Here is a 16,857-nt window from a genome sequence, read left to right on the forward strand (position 1 = left end):
TCTTTATGCTTTATGACCATAGACGAAAAACTACGCCTCGCCAGCACTTCTCTATTCGGTCTCTCAATCGGAGACGCCTTTAGAGAAACCTTCTTTGGCAATGAGGATCTCATCACCAAAAGACTAATTTACAAGGAATTAAAACCAGGCAACTGGAATGTCACTGACGATACCGTCATGGCAATAGGCATTCACAACATCCTCGCACTGGAGGGAAAGATCGACCAGCAAAAGCCTTGGCTTTTTTTCAACATCTAATGGGGGAAACTCCTTCTTTGTTCGAACCTTTTTTTTCTACAATTTGCACCCTCTATGAACAAAGACGATTTATTCTGGCTCATTTCCTCTTCACCTGCTATCCAGATGCTGCGCCTGCGCAACACTCATTGGATACTTCCATTCCTGTACAGCGTGTTCAAGGAAGAGAACCGTTTCTCTATCCCTGAGTCACAACTGGTACAAATGCTGGCGGAAACGCTCAGCCTACAGGAAGACGGCGTGGAAGACCTGGAAGAAGCAAGGATCAACTTTGGTGAAGATGAAGAAACACGTAGCCGAAAATATATACTTAGCTGGGTACAAAAACGCATTCTGCAGGATCTGCCGGATGCCGAAGGCAATACCCGCTATCAGCTAAGCGCTTATACTGAAAAAGTATTCCAGTGGATGCAGACCCTGCAGTTGCGGCAACACGTAGGTACAGAAAGCCGCTTCAAACTCCTCTTCAATTCCCTCCGCGATATTGTAGAGAATACAGAAGATGACAGGGGTAAGAAACTGGAAATACTCAAGAATAAGCGCGCCGAAATTGATAAAGAGATCAAAGCACTGGAACTGGGCATCACCCCCGACAGGTATAACAATGCCCAGGTAGAGGAACGACTGGAACTCTTTACCCGTCTATGCTACGAACTGATCAGCGATTTCCGTGAGGTAGAGGATAACTTCAAGCAGATCCACCGCACGATCGTGGAACAGCATACCCGCGCTGAACAAAGTAAAGGTGCCATCATCGGTTTTGCATTCGAAGCCTACGACTCCCTGCGCAACAGTAACCAGGGTAAGAGCTTCTATGCTTTCTGGGACTTCCTCATCTCCCGTGCCGGCCAGGAAGAATGGCGGGAACTTACCGAACAGCTCATGCACCTGGTAGACGAAAGAGGTATACAGGCTGATGAGTCTTTCCTTACAAACATCAAATCCCTGCTGTTGGAGCAAGGGAAAAACGTATACGATGCCAACGATAAGATGGCGGAAAAACTAAGTCGTATCATCTCCGAAAAAGAGATTGCACGTCACCGCCGCCTGCGCAAGCAGATCAACAGCATCAAGGAACTGGTATTCGGTTTCAAGGAAGAAGAAGACGATGTGGAAGCCGGGATCAGCATTGACGACAGTGCCGAAATCAGGATGATCCTGGAACGTAAGCTTACCCTGGAACAGAAAAAAACTATTACAGAGGTAAAACAACCGGGTACCGCCACTGAAAAAATAGAGGATATGACACGCTTCAGCCGCCTGCTCAATACCTCTCATATCAACAAAAAATACCTGTGGACAAAAGTAGAAGGGGTGCTGAAAGACAAGCAGACCGCTACGCTCAAAGAAGTACTGGAAGCTTCGCCGCTGGAATATGGCCTTGCAGAGATCATCAGCTATTACGACTTTGTAAGGGAAAAAGGCGGCAAAGCATACACCGTACAGAATACCACAGAACTGATACCTCTCAATGCGGAGCAAACCCGCTTTTTGGAAGTACCTTATCTTTTATTCGGAAAATAAACAAGTATGAGTACACCTGTCAAAATATTACCCTACGCTTCCTTAGTAGTCAAGTTGCTCAAAGGACCCGTAGAATATGTAGAAAAAAGTGCCTGGGAGAAACTGTTGCAATACAAGGTGGAACTGATCATCTTTCTTCAGCAACTGGGCCTCACACTGGTACTGGATGAACAGGATGGCTATGCATTTGTAAAGCATGCCATGTCAGAAGACGAAGAAGCCTATGTGAGCTGGGTACAACGCCGCTCTTTCTCTTACGAGGAAAGCATCATGCTGGTGTTGCTGCGCGAGATGATGGCAGAATTCGAAATCAGTGATTCCTCTTCCCGTGAGCTGATCAAGAAGAGAAGGGAGATCAAGGAATATGCAGAACTGTTCTTCAAAGAAGGCGCCAGCCGTATCCGCTTTCTGAAAGATATAGACAGGCTGATCGACAAAGTGGAAGAAAACGGTTTCCTGCAAAAAATAGAGAACAACGACCTGATCGATGAACAGAAGTTCCGCATCAGGAAGATCATCAAAGCTAAAGTAGACGGCGAAGCGCTGGAACAATTCCAGCAACAACTGCTCGCTCACCAGGAAACCCCTGTGGAGGCAGAGTAAGCAAAACCAACTCATCCAATGCAATTAAACGTATTCAGCACAGATAGTCAAAAGACCGGCTTCCGCCTGCAATATATGGAAGTGTTCAACTGGGGGACCTTTGATGAACACATTCATACAATTAAGCCAGAAGGGGAGACCAGTCTGCTCACCGGCGCTAATGGCAGTGGCAAGACTACCTTTATCGATGCCCTGCTCACCCTGATGGTGCCGGAAAAGAAATACCGCTTTTATAACCAGAGTAGTGGTAGTGAAAAGAAAGGTGACCGAACCGAAGATTCCTATGTAATGGGAGGTTATGGTATGGTGAACAATGAAGCCACCGGCGTGACCAAAACCCTGTACCTGCGCGAGAACAAAGAAGAAGCCTACAGCATTCTGCTGGCCAACTTTGCCAACGAAGCAGAACAGTTTGTGACCATCTTCCAGGTGAGGTACTTCGTGAATGGCGACATGCGCAAGATATTTGGTGTCGCACACAGAGCCATGCACATTGCAGACGATTTCCGTCCGTTCGATCTGGGTGGTCAGTGGAAAAAACGTATCGATCAGCTCTTTAACAAAGGTGCGCGTAAACAGGTAGAATGGTTTGACGCCGCCAGCAAATATGCACAACGACTGGTAGATGCCCTGGGTATGCAGAGTATACAGGCATTACAGCTCTTTAACCAGACTGTAGGTATCAAGGTGTTGGGTAACCTGGATGATTTTATCCGTACCAACATGTTGGAACCCCGCAATATGGAAGAGCAGTTTCAGGAACTGAAAAAACACCTGACCACGTTGCTGGATGCACAACGCAATATCGAAAAGGCAGAAGAGCAGATCCGCATGCTGGAACCTATCAAGGAGCACCATGCAAACTTTGCCAACCTTTCTGCAAAGATCTCCGGTTACAAGCAGGACCTGAATACGGCTACCATCTGGAATAGTTTTACCCGTAGCCAGTTACTGGGCCAGGCTTTGCAAGAGAAACGTCAGGAAGTGACCATCCTGCTCCGCAAGATAGAAGAGTCTAAAACACAGATGAATGAACTGCTGGAACAGGAGCGTACTACCCGCAATATGCTGGAACAGAACAAAGCTGGTCAGCGCCTGCAACAACTGGAAAAGACCATCGAAGAACTGCGCCAGAAGAAAGTAGCGGCCGAGACAAACCTGCAGGAGTTTATGAACTGGTGCGAAGCACTGCACATAAAGGATAACGAAATCAATGACGAAGCTACCTATACACGTCTCCTGAAAGAAGCTGGCCGTGCTGCGCTGAAACTGGAAACAGAGCAGCGCCTCAATGAAGAAGATGAGTACAGCGCCAAGCGTGTAAAGGAAAAAGCGGATGGGGAAAAAGATAGCCTGGAAAAGGAAATAGAACTCCTGCACCAGTCAAAGAACAACATCCCTTCTCACCTCATCCAGTTGCGCAAAGACATGTGCAATTACCTGAAGATAGATGAAGGCGAAATCCTCTTTGCAGGTGAACTGATCCAGGTAAAACCGGAAGAACTGCACTGGCAGCCAGCTATCGAAAAATTACTGCATTCCTTTTCACTACGCCTGCTGGTACCGGATAAGCACTACAAGAAGGTGACCAGTTATGTGAACAACAATAACATGCGTACCCGCCTGGTCTACTACCAGATCAAGGAATCTGCACTTACCCTGTATCCGGATGAAAACACAGTCTATGAAAAACTGGATTTCCATCCTGATCACAAACTCACAGAGTGGGTAGAACAGCAGATCATCCAGAATTTCAACTACACCTGTGTAGAAAACGAAAAGTCCCTGCATCGGTATGATATGGCCATCACCATCGAAGGGCTGATCAAGAACAGGGATCGCCATGAAAAGGATGACCGCTCCGGCAGGAATGACGAAGCCCGTTATGTAATGGGTTGGAACAACGACAGGAAAAAAGAAGCATTGATTGCTAAACGTAATAAGCTGAATGAAGCCATTACGTCCAGCACCGAAATATTGCAAACCTGCAAAACCCGTTCTGCACGGTTGCAAAAGCAATTCTATGCTGCCGGCCGCTTAAAGGAACACAAGGGTTTTGAAGAGCTGAACATCCCTAAGCTCCAAAAGAACATTCACAAAGCAGAAGAGCAGATTGCTTCCATGCGTGATGAAAATATGGAGCTGGATGCACTGACAGAACAGTTGCAGGATGTAGAAAAACAAAAGCAGCAAGTACAGGAATCACAGGCAACCCTGATCAGGAACGAAGCGCTGGCACAACGTACCATCTCTGATATGGAAACAGAGCAGGAAAACCTGCAGGCCCTGTTACAGCACATTACAGATACAGACAAAGACCAGCTGTTGCAATTCCAGCAGCAGCATAGTCAGGAGCTGAGTGAGGTGACGCTGGATAATATCGGCAGCGTGTACAAGTCGCTGCGTGATAGTAAAGAACAAAACCTGAAGCAGGCAGAAGATGCCAGCCATAAAGAAGAAGTATTGCTGAACCGCAGTATCAATCGTCTTAAAAACCCTTCTCCTGAGTTATTAGCGCGTTTCCCTGATTGGAGTGCAGATGTACATGCCATGTCAGAAGAGGCGAAAAATGCGGGCGAATACATCGAATGGCTGGATAAACTGAGCAATGATAACCTGCCCCGTTTCAAAAAGGATTTCGAAAGCTATATCAACGTCACCATCACTTACAAGATCGGTGGGCTGAATGAGGAGATGGAAAAGTGGGAGCGGGATATCACCAACACGATCCACAAGCTAAATCAATCCCTGAGTGGTATCAACTTCAACCGTTTGCCGGATACTTATATCCAGCTGGTGAAGCGACCCGTGCCTACCGGTACAGAAGTAAGGGAATTCAAAAGCCGCTTACTCGATGCCCTGCCACAGGCGGCTAACTGGCAACAGAGCACTTTCGAAGAAAAAGCTATGCACTTCCGTGAAAGAGTGATGCCATTGATCACCGCACTGGATGAAAGTGAAACTTACCGTAACAGGGTAATGGATGCCCGTAACTGGTTTGAATTCTGGGCGGATGAAAGGTATCGCAATACCAATGAATCCAAGAAGATCTACCGCCAGATGGGACAGCTGTCAGGTGGTGAAAAAGCACAATTGACCTACACCATACTCTGTAGTGCCATTGCGTACCAGTTTGGTATTACAAGAGAAGGTAAGAATACCCGCAGCCTCCGCTTCATTGCGGTGGATGAGAGCTTCAGCAACCAGGATGAGGAAAAGGCGACTTACCTGATGGAACTCTGTAAGCAGCTGCACTTACAATTGCTGGTGGTAACGCCAAGTGATAAGATTGCCGTGGTACAACAGTTCATTGCCCATGTACATCTGGTACAAAGAGTGAATAACAGGCACAGTGTGCTCTACAATATGACGGTAAAAGAATTGCAGGATAAGATTTCTGATGTAGAAGTTGCCTGATCAATACCGGAATTGTATAAAAAATAATAACTATCTCTATCGGTACCCGAATAAAAGGAGGCCGTATCTTAACTTATGATACGGTCCCTTTTTTTATATATTGCAGTAAAATCGAAGAACATTGATCATATCCGTCGGCATCTGCACCTACAACAGTGAAAAATACCTTCCGGAACAGCTGGAAACCATCATTCACCAAACGCTTCGTGTGAATGAAATCGTGGTGATCGACGACGCTTCTACAGATCAGACTATCCGGATATTACATGATTATGCCAGCCGCTACCCGGGTCTTTTCCGCATTATCCGCAATGAAAAGAACAAAGGTGCGCGTAAGAATTTCGAACGTGCATTGGCTGAGAGCAAGGGAGACATCATCTTTCTGAGTGATCATGATGATTGCTGGTTGCCTGAGAAGGTGGCAAAGGTAGTTGCGCATTTTGCCGCGCATCCGCAGGACAAAGTTGTGTTTACCAATGGTGTGTTCATGGATGAAAACAGTGCTGCATTACCTTCTACCTTGTGGGATGTAGTGGGCTTTACTGCCGAAGTAAGAGCATATACACAAACAAAGGATGACCTGCTCCGCTACCTGTTGAAACACGGTCGTATTGTAACAGGGGCTACGCTGGCGCTCAAAAAAGAGAGCCTGTCACAGATCCTGCCTTTCCGCCTGATGCACAAGATCTGGCATGATGCCTGGATCGCGCTGGTGGCTGCAAATGCAAAGATGCTGGGATATATAGAAGAGCCATTGATCCGTTACCGTGTGCATAGTAAGCAACAGGTAGGGTATGGGTATATGGAAAAAATAAAAAACAGTCATCCTGTGCCAGCGTTGCAATTGAAAGAGTTAAGAGTAGAGATTGGTGATGAAGAACTGATACAGCTTATACATGTAAGAAGAAAAAGAGTTAGATTAGTCAGGCGTCTTTCGCGCTATATAAAATTAGATCCTGTGATCAGTACAGAAATACTACAGGAACGTAAGGCATCGGAACAGGCTTTCTCCCGTGCAAAGTCACTGCCGGTGAGATGGCTGGAATCATTCAGGAAAATGTTTAAATAGTTATGATCAGGGCGTACAAGTTATACACAGGCAATGACGGCCATTCTTATGTACAGGTAGGTACAGTCTCGAATTTGCAGGTAAATCCTGCCGCATCAATAATGTTCAACGAAACACCGGCGCATAGTTTTTATGACTGGCATCCGGCACCCACTACACAATATGTGATCACGCTTTCAGGCACCTTGTTGTTTGAAACCGGTCCGGGCGAAACCTTCATACTTCAGCCCGGAGATATACTGATAGCTATGGATACGACTGGCAGTGGCCACAAGTGGCAACTGATAGATGATCAGCCATGGAAGAGAGTATATGTTGCCTTTAAAGACGAGGCTGAGATCAACTTCGTACCTAACGTAGTATAATAAGAAAAGCAACCCATTACAGGTTGCCTTCTTCTCCATGTACATCTATGTAGGCTTCAATAACTATCGGTTCAAATTATTGGGTCTGGTATATACCAGCTGCATGACATTGATATTCCGCATAGCAAATGCTGCCTCGCAATAGCATAGGTAGTAATTCCACTTGCGGATAAATGCAGTACTCATATCAGGCTGCAGGTTTTCATTGAAGGCATCAAACCATGCCTTCAATGTTCTGGCATAGTCAGGTCCTAAATCTTTTAGGTCTACCATTGTCATATCTCCGGTTCTGTTCACTGCATTGTTGATAGCTGCTACTGATGGTAACAATGACCCCGGGAAGATATGTTTCTGAATCCAATCCACACCTTTTCTTAAACTATCATACCTTGAATCAGGAGCAGTGATCACCTGTATGGCCAGTATGCCATCTTTTTTCAACAGTTCATGGCATTTTGTAAAGTACATCGGCAAATAATCATGTCCTACAGCTTCCAGCATTTCGATAGATACAATCTTATCAAAGCTGCCTTCCATCATCCTGTAATCTCTTAGCTGGATATTCACCCTGTCTTGCAGGCCTGCAGCTGAAACACGCTCTACAGCCAGCTTATACTGTTCCTGTGAAATAGTCAGTGACGTTATTTTACAGCCATATGTCTTTGCCATATAAATAGCATTTCCACCCCAGCCACTGCCTATTTCCAGCACATGATCATCCGTTTTTAAATGTAGTTGCTGACACAACCGCTCATATTTTGCCAGCTGTGCTTCTTCCAGCGTCAGGTCTTCTTTATAATAATAAGCACTTGAATATGTCATAGTCGGATCCAGGAAGCTGGCAAAGAAATCATTGTCCAGATCGTAATGGGCAGAGATATTTTTCCGCGACCCTTTCAGTGTATTCGCTCTCCTGTTATGGTACAATCTATTAAACCAGCTAAACAGGTTAAAAGCAAATTGTTTTGTTTTACTACCTGATAATCCCGGTGTGTTCTCTACATTATGTAACGCCCACTTTATCACATTCGTAATATTGTCTGTATCCCACAGCCCATCTACATATGCTTCTCCAAATCCTACATCTCCATACAACAGTATCCTGCTATAAAACGCGGCATCATTGATACGGATATTCGCCCTGATATTACCTTCTCCATTTCCGATAGTGAGCTGTTCACCATCCTGCAAGGTCAGGTGTAGCAATCCCTGGTTCATACCCGCCATCACTTTCAGTACAATATCCTGGTAGATACTTTTACTCTTTTTTGCATATGGAAGTGTGGATGTTTGCATGTCAAGTATATATATGGGAATGCTGTTACCATTAACTGATGTTAATAGTTTCCCCTGTGAGAAAATATAATTATGATTTGTAAGGTCGATATAGATCACGCTGCAGGTGCTTGTTGGCTGCTTTTGCGTGAAAGGGCAACTTCTTCAACCATAAGCGAAGTGCCTGCCAGTGAATCATCCAGATCACTTTGAACGTAATCAACGGAAAGCTGAAAAAGTAATAGAGCAGCATTCCATCCGTCAGTGGTTTTCTTTCTCCTTTTAGTGTACTGATTAAAAATCGTTCTCCACTCTTATGACAATCATCGATGCGTATATCCAATCGTTCGCCCGGTATATTCAGATCAAAATCAAATTGTGTATCCATGTCGGAAAAAGGAGACACATAAAAGTATTTACCTGTATACAGCCTGAATCCTTTATAGGTACGTGTGGTATCGTTCAGCAAATAAGGTTTCAATTCTCCGAATGTATTGCATACTTCTACTACAGAACAAACAGGATGCCCCTGCATATCATAACAGTAATAGAATGAAACAGGATTGAACTGATACCCTAACGTACATAAATTAGTCAGTAACATGACGCGTCCGATAGGCGTTGTAACGCCCTGCTGTTGCAGGTAAGCAAGGATCTGTTCACGGGTGTTCTGACTATCTGTTATTTGCAAATGATCTTTTTCGCGAAAATTAAACAGGTTAAAACGGTTCCTGCTCAGAAAGCGCAGGTGCCTTGACAGATAATCTATTTCATCCAGGTCGATGTAAAACATAAACACCTGGTAGTTGAACTGGTGCCGCTTTGGCGACAGCCTGTGGTGCATTACCCGTGCCCTGTATAAACATGAATGAATAAAGGTCCCGTTCATGAAAATATCTACGGAATAAAGAGCCGTATGGATTAAATAACGCGTCTCTTTAACAAATGAGAACAGAGATTCACTGCGCTGGTAAATGCATCTTCATGGAATCCATACTTAAAGTAACTACCACAATAGTAGACAGGACCATCGGCATTCAATTGAGGTAAAGCAGACTGGGCTTCAATAGCAGCCAGGTCAAATAGCGGATGCTCGTAGTCTATCTCTTTGATGATCTTGCTGGCATCCAGCTGTGCATGGGGATTGATAGATACAAAATAGTTTTTCTTGTCGGATACGCCTTGTAACTTATTCATCCAGTAAATGGTGCTGGGTTGCTCGTTTTCTATACGATAGTTCCAGCTGCTCCATGCCAGCTTTTTAACTGGCATGGTCTTCTCATCTGTATGTAATACAGCTTTGTTGTATTGATATTTGAAAGCAGAAAGTAGTTGCTGTTCTTTATTAGTTGGTTCTGAAAGCAATGCCAGTGCCTGGTCGGCATGGCAGGCCAGTATCACCCTGTCATATTCCTGTGCTGTGCCATCTGCTGCATGTATGGTAGCTTTTCCGTCAGGCGTGCGCGTTACTTTCACTGCTTTTCTATTGATGTGAATACGGTTTCTGAAAGGCGCAATTAAGATCTCTCTGTATGACTGACTCCCTTTGTTCAGTGTATACCACTGGTGTTGTGTATGCAGGCCGAGAAAACCATGGTTGTAAAAGAAACGGATGAGTGTCACCGCAGGGAAGTCCAGCATCTGTTGCATAGGGGTAGACCACACAGCGGAGCTCATGGGTACGAGGTATTTCCACAACATGTCTTCACCATAACCACCTTCGCGTATAAATTGTCCGATTGTATGATTCGCATATCTAGGATCATCCAGAATACGTACGCTCTCTTTATTGAAGCGGCCAATCTGCATGAGCATCCTGATGTAAGAAGGATTGAAAATGTTTTTGCGTTGTGCAAAGAGATGATTGATACCGGAACCGCTGTATTCAAGCCCGGAGGGAATGTGCTGCACACTGAAAGACATGTCTGTCTTTTTCACAGGTGCTTTAATCTGTTCAAACAGTTTACAAAGGTTGGGATACGTTTGGTAATTAAAAACCATAAACCCGGTATCAATGTACACCGGCTTTCCATCTTCATCTACAGTCACAGTGTTTGTATGACCACCTACATAATCGAGTTGTTCATAAAACGTGATGTCGTCAGTAGGGTGTAGGAAATGTCCGCATCCCATACCGGCTATGCCGGTGCCTATGATTGCTGTTCGTAACATATATTTTGTAAAAATCTTAATACCGAGTAGGTGGATAATTGTCCGCCCGGGCCTTTCAGGTTGTAATCAAATCCGTGTGTGGCCCAGGGTAGTGAGAGAAAGAAATATTTAATACCGTTGTCCTGTAGTTTCTTTTCCAGTCTGATGCTATGTTCATACGCTACGAGTACATCATGTTCACCATGAATGATTAACGTAGGCACTGTGTTTCTGTTCACGAATTCAACGGGGGAACTGGCTGAATAATTATTGGGTACAGCGCTGTAAGTGCCTCCCAGGTAGTTTTCCATGACTTTCCTGGAATCCATTACCAATGGACTTGCAGGTAGTGAATATCCCCATACCATATCAGCAGGACCATAGAAATCTACTACACCTTTTAAACCCTGCACATGCTGTTTGTAGGCTGCCAGTAGTGCAATCTGTGCGCCTGCAGAGCGACCCATCAGTACGAAATTGTTTGTATCAATTCTTAATTCTTCCGCATGTGCACGCAGGTAATCCATGGCCTGATACACATCTTCCACCGGTGCAGGGCAGATGTTTTGCGGTGCCAGTCTGTAATTGATAGCAGCTACATGATAGCCATGATTCGCCAGATATGTATTCAGTTCAGGCAGATCCTGACTGTTCCCACTGCTCCATGATCCGCCATGTACCACTACTACACAGGGATGATTGCCCGGGTGAATAGCAGGGTAGAAGTCCAGGTGCAGATTGCCACAGTAAGGCAGGCTTTTATAAGCAACAGGCGCTTCTTTGTAACCGGAGAATATGACAGACAGGTTCAAAGGAGTAGTGTCTGACTGATCGCCGAGGGCCTTGTCCATTGCTTTGGGCAGGTGACTGGCTACATCATATGCTCTGAAGAATGGGGATAAAAAAAGTACGATGGCAATCAGGCCTAATACTGTTCCAGTCGTAGTGTAGCGTTGCGCCAGGAAACCACTCAATAAAACCACTATCGTAATAGCAATAAAAACCCACGCGAATTCAGCTGCGGCGATAGCGAGCTTCCACAGGTTGTAAGTTGGTGCTTTGATAACTGTGAGTAAAGAAGTCAGCAGTAAAAGGACAATTAAAATAAGACGGATCATACAGCGTTTTTTCGAAACAGGTAATGACTGACTATCCATTCATTCCCGTTGTTATAATTCCATAGTTCAGCGCAGGCCATATAGAACAGGCGCCAGTATACCCACCATTTCAGTGCCTGATCTTTTCCGTAGGTAGTTTCGAACAGTGGCATTATTTCCGCTTTATGATCATCCATATTGCGCAGCCATGCTTCTGCTGTCTTGCCGTAATGTGTACCTGTTACATGCCAGTGTTTACTGACAGTTAGATGTTCGTTAAAGTAGAACATCAGGTCATCGCCCGGCATCACTCCCCCCGTAAAGAAATATTGGCTCATCCAATCGCTTTCATCTTTCACTTCAAACAGGTAAGTATACTCTTTGTGTGTAAAGATATGAATGAACAGCTTTCCGTCTGCTTTTAAAAATGAAGCTACCTTTTTCAGCAGTTTCTGATAGTTGCGCATATGTTCAAACATTTCTACAGATACGACTCTGTCGAACTGATGATCTGTATGAAATATATTCATGTCTGCAGTGATCACCGTGAGGTTGGTGATGCCGCGTGCAGCGGCTTGTGTATCGATATATTCTTTTTGTGTACGTGAATTAGATACCACTGTAAACCGGCTCCCGGGGAATTTTGCAGACATGAAGAGAGACAGTGATCCCCAGCCGCAACCCAGTTCCAGTACGTTCATATCATTGGTTAGTTCCGCTCTCTGACAGGTTAGTTCCAGCATATCTCTTTCTGCTATATCCAGCTCCTGCACACCTGGCTGCCAGTATCCGCAGGAATACTTCAGGTGTTTACCCAGGCAATATTGATAAAATGCAGTAGGTACTTCATAGTGTTGTGCATTGGCTTCAGGAGTATTCACAGCGATAGGAGACGCTTTTAGCTGATCGATCAGCGACATGAGGTGTGCCTGTTGTGCTTCCGCATCACCTTTGTTCTCATCGTCCAGTCTTTGCTTCAGCAGTTTTCTGATGCCTTTGCGCAACAATACATCAGGAACAGAATTTTTTTCAATGAGGGTATCGTACCACATGTTGAATATGATTGAAAATGATAAACACAATATGTAAAAAACGGAATTTCAGGATCTGGCAGGGAACCAGGGAATGAAGGCGCTGGTGCTGCGCTGATAGGCTTTATAGGCTTCTCCTTTGGAACGCAATGATTGCTCTTCTGTAGCTGGTATACCTGTCACTTTCAGTAGCAGGTAAAGTATGATCAGTGGACTGATCACGCCGAGATATCCAGACGGCGAACCGATTGCAAAGATGCTGTAAGATACCCACATCATCCATTCGAAAAAGTAATTAGGATGTCGTGAATATCGCCATAATCCTGTATTGCATACTAACCCTTTATTTTTAATTTTGAATGTATGTAATTGCCTGTCAGCAATAGCTTCGCCTGTTACACTGATGAACCAGAGTATGATACCTGTATATTCTGCAATGCCTAATGTGGTTTCTTTATTCAGGGCACTGATGATAAATGGTATGGACAACAACACATTTGACAATCCCTGAAACTGGAAGAACCAGAAAAATTTCTTGTCAGCATGTGGCGCCCATTCCTTTCTCAGTTGCTGATAGCGGCCATCTTCGATATCTAAATGATGAGAGATCCTGATCAGTAAATGCGTACCTAGCCTGATGCCTGCAACGATTACCATAAAGCAGATCAGGAATTTGCGCAGGCTATAACCATCTGCCAGTAATAGCAATAATATGCTGATGACAGGAAAGTTGTAAGACCAGAATATATCTACTACGCTGGCATTTTTGATAGCGCGTGCCCATCCCCATGCCATGGCCATGATCATAGCGCAAACCATGATAAGTAGTAAGATGATTGTAAGGTTATCCATGTTGTTTCCCGAATAATTCTTTAAGACCTTCTCCAGGCGGGAGACGGAAAAGCTGCACCAGCATATATATACAACTGGCAATGCTACCCAGTGTAACTAATAATACAAGCCAGATTCCTTTGCTGAAGATCGTTTTTTCCTTGTAACAGATCCATACAAAAATGACCAGCACATTGGTATAAAAATCCCAGAGCGTGGCGCGCATCCAGGGTATACCGCTTAAGAAATCCCATTCTTTGAACAGGTTGCTTGCTATACTGGTTGTGATCACCACATAACACATCCAGATCAATAATGCGCTGAATAGTAGTTTTAAAAAAGTGATCATGTGCTGCCGGCAGATTTGCTAATGACGGTATGATAACATACGTAAGAATAAATACCTTTGGTTTCACGCAACAGGGAATAGTCCGGTTCAGGCTGCTGCCATTCATCAATTAACGATAATTTAGTTTGCCTAATTTCTATAATAGCAGTATCTTTTCTATACCTGTCACTTTTAACAAGGACGAACCCGATCGTAAACTTTGAATTTTAGAGCACTATGGCAGAAAGAAAGACCAATTCGTCTAATTATCAGAATCAATCGTTCCTGGAGAGCAAGTGTCCGTTGAATGAGTTGTTGTTTTCTATGAGCCGTCGCTGGACGACAGATATTTTATTCTGTATAGAGGCTGGCAATAATAGATTTTCAGGAATCAGGGAAGAGCTGACCTACATTACAGATCATATACTGTCAGACCGGCTGAAAACGCTGGAAAAGACTGGCCTGATAACCCGTCAGCAATTTCCCGGCATGCCGCCTAAAGTTGTTTACTCACTCACAGAAAATGGAGTAGAACTTTGTGGCTTACTGGAAAAACTGTGTGAGTTTTCCAGCATTATCTACGACGAGAAAGCTGTCGCAGTATAGTATTGCCTTGAGCATTTCACGTTGTGAAAAACTCTGTATTTTGAGTATCTTACTGAGATACTACTCACACCATGAAGAAATTGACCCAATGGTTTTGTATGTCTGCGCTGGTTTTCTCTCACGCACATGCCCAAACCCCTACAAAAGAAGATCCCCGGTTTGCCGGATTAGACAAAGAATTTAATAGTATCCTTCATACCTGGCATGTAGCCGGTTTTGCTGTAGCCGTAGTAGAGAAGGATAAAATTGTATATGCCAAAGGCTTTGGTTACCGGGATTATGAACACAAGTTGCCCGTAACTCCGAATACGCTGTTTGCCATAGGTTCCAACACGAAAGCCTTTACAGCAGGTTTGTTAGGCATACTCAGGGGAGAAGGGAAAGTGGATTTCGAACAGCCGGTTCGCCGTTTCCTGCCCGAGCTGGAGTTTGCCACACCAGAACTGAATGAGCAGGTGACCCTCAGAGATATGATGACGCATCGTACCGGGGTGCAACGTTACGACTATTCATGGTTCTTCTTTCCACCTACATGCAGGGATTCCCTCTTATGGCGTATACGTTATTTTCAACCCCACACACCTTTGCGTTCCCGGTGGGAGTACAATAACTTTATGTACCTGGCACAGGGCAAAGTAGCGGAGAAGCTTACCGGCAAAAGTTGGGAAGACAATATCCGCCACTACTTTTTTGAACCACTCGACATGTTGCATTCCGATTGCTCCGTCACAGAAATGGTGAAGCAGGAAGATGTAGCCCTGCCATATAGCGTAGCCCAGGATAGCATTATCAAAAAACTGAAATACCATAATATCGATGTAATCGCCCCGGCAGGTAGTATCAACAGCAGTGTGCTGGATATGGCGCACTGGGCAAGTATGTGGATCAATGGCGGGAAATACAAAGGAAAAATCGTGCTGCCGGAACCCTATGTGCGCGAAGCTACAGGTTTGCAGATGGCTATAGGGTACGATCAGCCAGACAAAATGCATCCTGACCTGCACTTCAACGGCTATGGGCTGGGGTGGTTTTTACGTTCTTACAGAGGTCACTACCAGGCGGAGCATGGGGGAAATATAGATGGCTTTTCTGCACTTACCTGTATATTCCCTACAGATAGTATAAGTATCATAGTATTGAGCAATCAGTCGGGTTCTAAAGTACCGGATATCGTGCATAATATCCTTGCAGACAGGGCGCTGAAACTAAGTAAAATAGACTGGAACGGAGAGGCAGATAAGGCTGTACATACAAAGAAACCTGTGGCCGATAAAAGAGAGGATACCATAATAATAAAGGGAACTACCGTTATCCGTCCACTCGCGGAGTTGACTGGCACCTTTGGCAATAACCTGTATGGTAATTTTGAAGTATTCCAGCGAAATGATTCACTGTTTGCGCGGTTCCCTGTAGAAACGGTGTATTTAAAACATCGTGGGTATGATATATTCGATGCAAACAGTACGACTGATCCCACAGCAGGTAGTATGACTACAATCCATTTCCTCATGGATGATAATGGAGACATCAATAGTCTGAATGTAAGACTGGATGATGATACACCGGCGGTGTTTGTAAAACGTAAATAAAGAAAAAGCGCTTCTGCTTTGTGGCAGAAGCGCTTTTTTCTATTGTTTTGCGACGAGTTTAAACTGGATATTCACCTGCGAATTAATCAACTTATCCTGCATGGACTGATCTGATCTATAAGTCATGCCCCACAGTGTTCTGTCAATATTAAAATTCGCTTCCGCCCTGATCACACCTTTTTCTCTTGTAATAAAGGCGGGAAATGAAATGTTCTTTGTTGAATCCTTGATTGTCAGATTTCCCTGCACCGTATAGTTCGCATCTTTCATCAATACCTCTTTCCCTACAGAAGGTTTAAAATTGCTCACACCTGTAATCTCAAAAATTGCCACCGGGTATTTCTCAATATCAAAGAACATAGGTCCTTTCAGCTCTGCTTCCAGCTTATGTTGCAGCATGGAATCAGTAGGTGCCAGATCTTTATCTTCCAGTGTACTCATATTGATCTTAATACTACCACCGGTAACCAGTGTATCCTGCACGTACAATTTGCTTTCCAGCAGTCTGAAAATGCCGGTATGTTTACCCGTAGGCTTTGTACCGATGAATTGTACCACACTTACTGTAGTATCTACATGATATGACCTCCCTTCTCCTTCCTTTACGGACTGGGCATCTTGTATCGTTGCTTTGTCGGCCTTTGGCGCCTGCTCACAGGCTGCCATGAACGTTAGCAAAATGATTGGAACTATATATTTCATAAACTACATTA

The 16,857-nt window shown here is 44.5% G+C and carries 16 protein-coding genes; 8 read left to right on the top strand and 8 right to left on the bottom strand.

Going from position 1 to position 16,857, the window contains the following annotated elements; translation table 11 throughout:
- Positions 1-12 precede the first annotated feature (12 nt).
- The 6 genes from SIO70_RS06945 to SIO70_RS06970 all read left to right on the top strand — a co-directional run bounded on the left by SIO70_RS06945 (position 13) and on the right by SIO70_RS06970 (position 7,236).
- The gene (locus SIO70_RS06945) at positions 13-258 is read left to right on the top strand and encodes an ADP-ribosylglycohydrolase family protein (protein WP_320580218.1); all 246 of its coding nucleotides are present in this window, start codon (positions 13-15) and stop codon (positions 256-258) included.
- A 54-nt stretch (positions 259-312) separates the two neighbouring features.
- Positions 313-1,782, top strand: coding sequence for a DUF3375 domain-containing protein (locus SIO70_RS06950; protein ID WP_320580219.1), 1,470 nt, complete (start codon positions 313-315; stop codon positions 1,780-1,782).
- A 6-nt stretch (positions 1,783-1,788) separates the two neighbouring features.
- Positions 1,789-2,385, top strand: a complete 597-nt coding sequence (locus tag SIO70_RS06955; protein ID WP_320580220.1) for a DUF4194 domain-containing protein — start codon at positions 1,789-1,791, stop codon at positions 2,383-2,385.
- 18 nt (positions 2,386-2,403) lie between these two features.
- Positions 2,404-5,802 (top strand): ATP-binding protein, encoded by a 3,399-nt coding sequence (locus SIO70_RS06960; RefSeq protein ID WP_320580221.1) that lies wholly within the window; start codon positions 2,404-2,406, stop codon positions 5,800-5,802.
- Positions 5,803-5,923: 121 nt separating this feature from the next.
- On the top strand, positions 5,924-6,871 hold the full coding sequence (locus tag SIO70_RS06965) for a glycosyltransferase (RefSeq protein WP_320580222.1): 948 nt from the start codon (positions 5,924-5,926) through the stop codon (positions 6,869-6,871).
- A 2-nt stretch (positions 6,872-6,873) separates the two neighbouring features.
- The gene (locus tag SIO70_RS06970) at positions 6,874-7,236 is read left to right on the top strand and encodes a hypothetical protein (protein WP_320580223.1); all 363 of its coding nucleotides are present in this window, start codon (positions 6,874-6,876) and stop codon (positions 7,234-7,236) included.
- A 63-nt stretch (positions 7,237-7,299) separates the two neighbouring features.
- On the opposite strand, the gene SIO70_RS06975 is transcribed toward SIO70_RS06970, so the two are convergent.
- The 7 genes from SIO70_RS06975 to SIO70_RS07005 form a co-directional block, all read right to left on the bottom strand.
- A complete protein-coding gene (locus SIO70_RS06975) occupies positions 7,300-8,532 on the bottom strand; it encodes a cyclopropane-fatty-acyl-phospholipid synthase family protein (protein ID WP_320580224.1) in 1,233 nt (410 codons plus the stop codon).
- 70 nt (positions 8,533-8,602) lie between these two features.
- The gene (locus SIO70_RS06980) at positions 8,603-9,355 is read right to left on the bottom strand and encodes a DUF1365 domain-containing protein (protein WP_320580225.1); all 753 of its coding nucleotides are present in this window, start codon (positions 9,353-9,355) and stop codon (positions 8,603-8,605) included.
- Positions 9,356-9,432: 77 nt separating this feature from the next.
- Positions 9,433-10,683: an NAD(P)/FAD-dependent oxidoreductase gene (locus tag SIO70_RS06985; protein WP_320580226.1), complete on the bottom strand. Its 1,251-nt coding sequence runs from the start codon at positions 10,681-10,683 to the stop codon at positions 9,433-9,435.
- The gene (locus SIO70_RS06990) at positions 10,662-11,780 is read right to left on the bottom strand and encodes an alpha/beta hydrolase (protein ID WP_320580227.1); all 1,119 of its coding nucleotides are present in this window, start codon (positions 11,778-11,780) and stop codon (positions 10,662-10,664) included. The genes SIO70_RS06985 and SIO70_RS06990 overlap by 22 nt, the downstream gene beginning before the upstream one ends.
- Positions 11,777-12,811, bottom strand: coding sequence for an SAM-dependent methyltransferase (locus SIO70_RS06995; RefSeq protein WP_320580228.1), 1,035 nt, complete (start codon positions 12,809-12,811; stop codon positions 11,777-11,779). The genes SIO70_RS06990 and SIO70_RS06995 overlap by 4 nt, the downstream gene beginning before the upstream one ends.
- Before the next feature lie 48 nt (positions 12,812-12,859).
- Positions 12,860-13,642, bottom strand: coding sequence for a DUF1295 domain-containing protein (locus SIO70_RS07000; RefSeq protein WP_320580229.1), 783 nt, complete (start codon positions 13,640-13,642; stop codon positions 12,860-12,862).
- Positions 13,635-13,970, bottom strand: coding sequence for a DUF1475 family protein (locus SIO70_RS07005; protein ID WP_320580230.1), 336 nt, complete (start codon positions 13,968-13,970; stop codon positions 13,635-13,637). The genes SIO70_RS07000 and SIO70_RS07005 overlap by 8 nt, the downstream gene beginning before the upstream one ends.
- Before the next feature lie 216 nt (positions 13,971-14,186).
- Here SIO70_RS07005 and SIO70_RS07010 point away from each other — a divergent pair, with 216 nt between their 5' ends.
- Positions 14,187-14,555 carry a winged helix-turn-helix transcriptional regulator gene (locus SIO70_RS07010; protein WP_083723420.1) on the top strand — a complete coding sequence of 123 codons (369 nt, stop codon included), beginning with the start codon at positions 14,187-14,189 and terminating at the stop codon, positions 14,553-14,555.
- A gap of 71 nt (positions 14,556-14,626) precedes the next feature.
- Positions 14,627-16,144, top strand: coding sequence for a serine hydrolase (locus tag SIO70_RS07015; RefSeq protein ID WP_320580231.1), 1,518 nt, complete (start codon positions 14,627-14,629; stop codon positions 16,142-16,144).
- Positions 16,145-16,183: 39 nt separating this feature from the next.
- Here the strand turns inward: SIO70_RS07015 and SIO70_RS07020 are convergent, their stop codons facing one another.
- Positions 16,184-16,846 carry a YceI family protein gene (locus SIO70_RS07020; RefSeq protein ID WP_320580232.1) on the bottom strand — a complete coding sequence of 221 codons (663 nt, stop codon included), beginning with the start codon at positions 16,844-16,846 and terminating at the stop codon, positions 16,184-16,186.
- Between the last annotated feature and the right edge of the window lie 11 nt (positions 16,847-16,857).

The organism is Chitinophaga sancti, assembly GCF_034087045.1.
Classification (GTDB): domain Bacteria; phylum Bacteroidota; class Bacteroidia; order Chitinophagales; family Chitinophagaceae; genus Chitinophaga; species Chitinophaga sancti_B.